Source organism: Pseudomonadota bacterium, from assembly GCA_030860485.1.
Classification (GTDB): domain Bacteria; phylum Pseudomonadota; class Gammaproteobacteria; order JACCXJ01; family JACCXJ01; genus JACCXJ01.
The window spans coordinates 1-2364 of the sequence record JALZID010000125.1 but is presented as its reverse complement, the minus strand read 5'-3'; the positions used below and the strand labels follow the sequence as shown (position 1 = coordinate 2364).

Annotated in this window: 3 protein-coding genes; 2 read left to right on the top strand and 1 reads right to left on the bottom strand. The window is 55.8% G+C overall.

Annotated elements, in window-relative coordinates:
- The coding region (locus tag M3461_07060) for a thermonuclease family protein (GenBank protein MDQ3774129.1) at window positions 1-352 on the top strand (352 nt) is incomplete at its 5' end.
- A 44-nt stretch (window positions 353-396) separates the two neighbouring features.
- Here M3461_07060 and M3461_07055 read toward each other — a convergent pair.
- Window positions 397-1107, bottom strand: a complete 711-nt coding sequence (locus M3461_07055; protein ID MDQ3774128.1) for an SDR family oxidoreductase — start codon at window positions 1105-1107, stop codon at window positions 397-399.
- Between the two features lie 424 nt (window positions 1108-1531).
- On the opposite strand from M3461_07055, the gene M3461_07050 reads away from it, so the two are divergent.
- Window positions 1532-1783 carry a hypothetical protein gene (locus M3461_07050; protein ID MDQ3774127.1) on the top strand — a complete coding sequence of 84 codons (252 nt, stop codon included), beginning with the start codon at window positions 1532-1534 and terminating at the stop codon, window positions 1781-1783.
- Window positions 1784-2364: the final 581 nt, after the last annotated feature.

Sequence of the window (2364 nt, the reverse complement as noted above, 5' to 3'; positions counted from 1 at the left end):
AACACAAATCAAGGTGCGCCTCGCGGAGATCGATGCGCCTGAGAAACGACAACCTTTCGGCTCACGGGCAAAACAAGCAATGTCCGAACTTGTCTTCGGAAAAACCGTCGGGGTTGTTACCGTTGATCGCGATCGATACGGAAGAACGGTCGGGCAGGTATTTGCGGAAAGTGGGAATATAAACGAGAAGATGGTGCAGCTTGGTTACGCCTGGGTGTATCGAAAGTATGCGAAAAACCAGATGCTCTTTGGGCTTGAAAGAACGGCACGTGAAGCGAGACGAGGACTCTGGCGAGATCCCGCCACAGACCAGCGTCTGCTTAAACGGTCTTGCGAGCTTACGCGTACGTGAGTACGTGTCGTAGGATTCAGTACCCCTTCCTCGCCTCCGAACACCTATATGCCCCAGCCGGCCACCGGGAGGATCTGTCCTGTGACGCCGTGCGCGGCATCGGAGGCCAAGAAGAGCACCGCCTGCGCAACATCATCCCGCTTGGCCCATTTGGTAAGGTCTTTTGGCTTCATGGCTGCAAGGTTGGAGGCTGTATCCACTAAGCCGAGCGCGACGGCGTTCACCCGTATCTTCGCATCCCGTCCTTCCAGAGCCAGCGTCTGCGTGAGCGCTTCAATCGCGGCCTTCGCACAATTGTAGGCGACCATGTTGGCTTGAGGGCGCCCGGCGCGCGAGAAGTTGATGATGCAACCCCCTCCGCTCTTACGCATGTGGGGAAACACCGCGCGAGAGCAAAGGAATGCGGTGAGAAGATTGTTGTTGAGTTCGGCGTTCCAGTCATCGAGGGTGTGATCGACCGCTGCCTTGTACCGTGTCAAACCGCCCGCGAGGTTGACCAATATGTGAATCCTCCCATAGTGAGCGATCATACGCTCTACAGCCTGGCCGACTTGGGTTTCATCGGCGAGATCGACCGGAAGAGCGAGCGCCTTCGCGCCTTCTGCCTCAAGCTCTTTGGCACGCGCTTCAACATTCTTCTGTGACCGTGCAGCGATCCCTATGCCAGCACCGTTGTAAGCGAAGATCTGTGCGACACTCTGTCCGATCTGGCCGTCGTTGCTTACGCCGGTCACGAGAGCGATTTGTCCGTCCAATAGTCCACTCATAGCAGTATCCCTCCGAGACGCTTCAACACGATTATACCCCCTTCTCCTCCACGGAGCTGAACCGAGAAACCCACACCACGACGCTCATCCATGGTGCAACGCATTTTCTTCGCGGCAGCGGACCACGCGGCCCCCACGAGCGGCTTCCTCACCCTTGGTCATATTGAGTTTTGCCAACCCTAATATTCCGACGACCGACTCCATCGACCGAACGGAACGGTCGGTGATCGGGTCCCCTGCAATCCTGTCAGGGCCTTCCGCTTGTCAGGGATCTCTGCCGCATTGCCTGCGCTCTTGGCAATAGATCAGGGACACGCGCTACGATATAATTATTTTGCTCCCTTTGGTGATGAGAGCTACGGGAAGCAGGGTCGCATGTGAGAAATAATAGAAGGGAATATAGGAGGAATTTATGGACGAGATTGGTATGCTTATTCCAGTATTAGTAGCGCTCATCGGTCTTTACGGACTTTATTGGGCGAGAAAAGAAGAAGTTGTTCAGCCCGAAGGGGGTGCTCAATACCTCCGGGCCGATCAGGGCGGTGTTGTTGCCGGAGATGAGGCTGCGGCTACGGGCGATGAGGCCACTGAAATTGAACCCCCCGGCATCGAAGATGGCGCAATTCCGTTAAATTTAGAGAAAGCACCTGAGGGAGTCTCGTGATTCCTTAAGATTGCTTATCATGAATCGAGAGCCCGGCCTTGTGCCGGGCTTTTTTGTAACTCGGTTGTGCGGACGATTCGCGCTGCCGGTTGGTCCCAGCCAAATTGGAGGCGGATTGCGGCGACGCGTCATCAGGGAGCTTCGAGAAACTTCGCAGGAGGGACGACTCTCTGATCACTGTGGGACTGTTATCCGTAATCCCCTCCAGAAATTACCCGACACTAGTCATCGTAGAAGTCGTCATCGTGGCCTTTATAGTGGTGGCGGTGCCTGTGACGCCGTCGTTCGTAATAATGGTCACCGTGATCTTCATAGTGGCCGTCATAACTCTGTCATGCCGCTGGCCTACCGCGGCCCCCAGGCCACCCCCCAGTGCACCACCCCATGGTCCGCCCAGTGCTGACCCAACACCACCGCCGAGCGCGCCGCCGAGTACCCCGCCACTCGTGGCGTGGCACCCGCTAAGAGACAAAAACAGCCATGAACAGCGATACATGTAAGATTCTCATGGCAAATGTCCTCTCATGTTCCATTGCGTCCCGCTTTCAACAGGAATAAATACGTGATGGTTCGGTAACAAC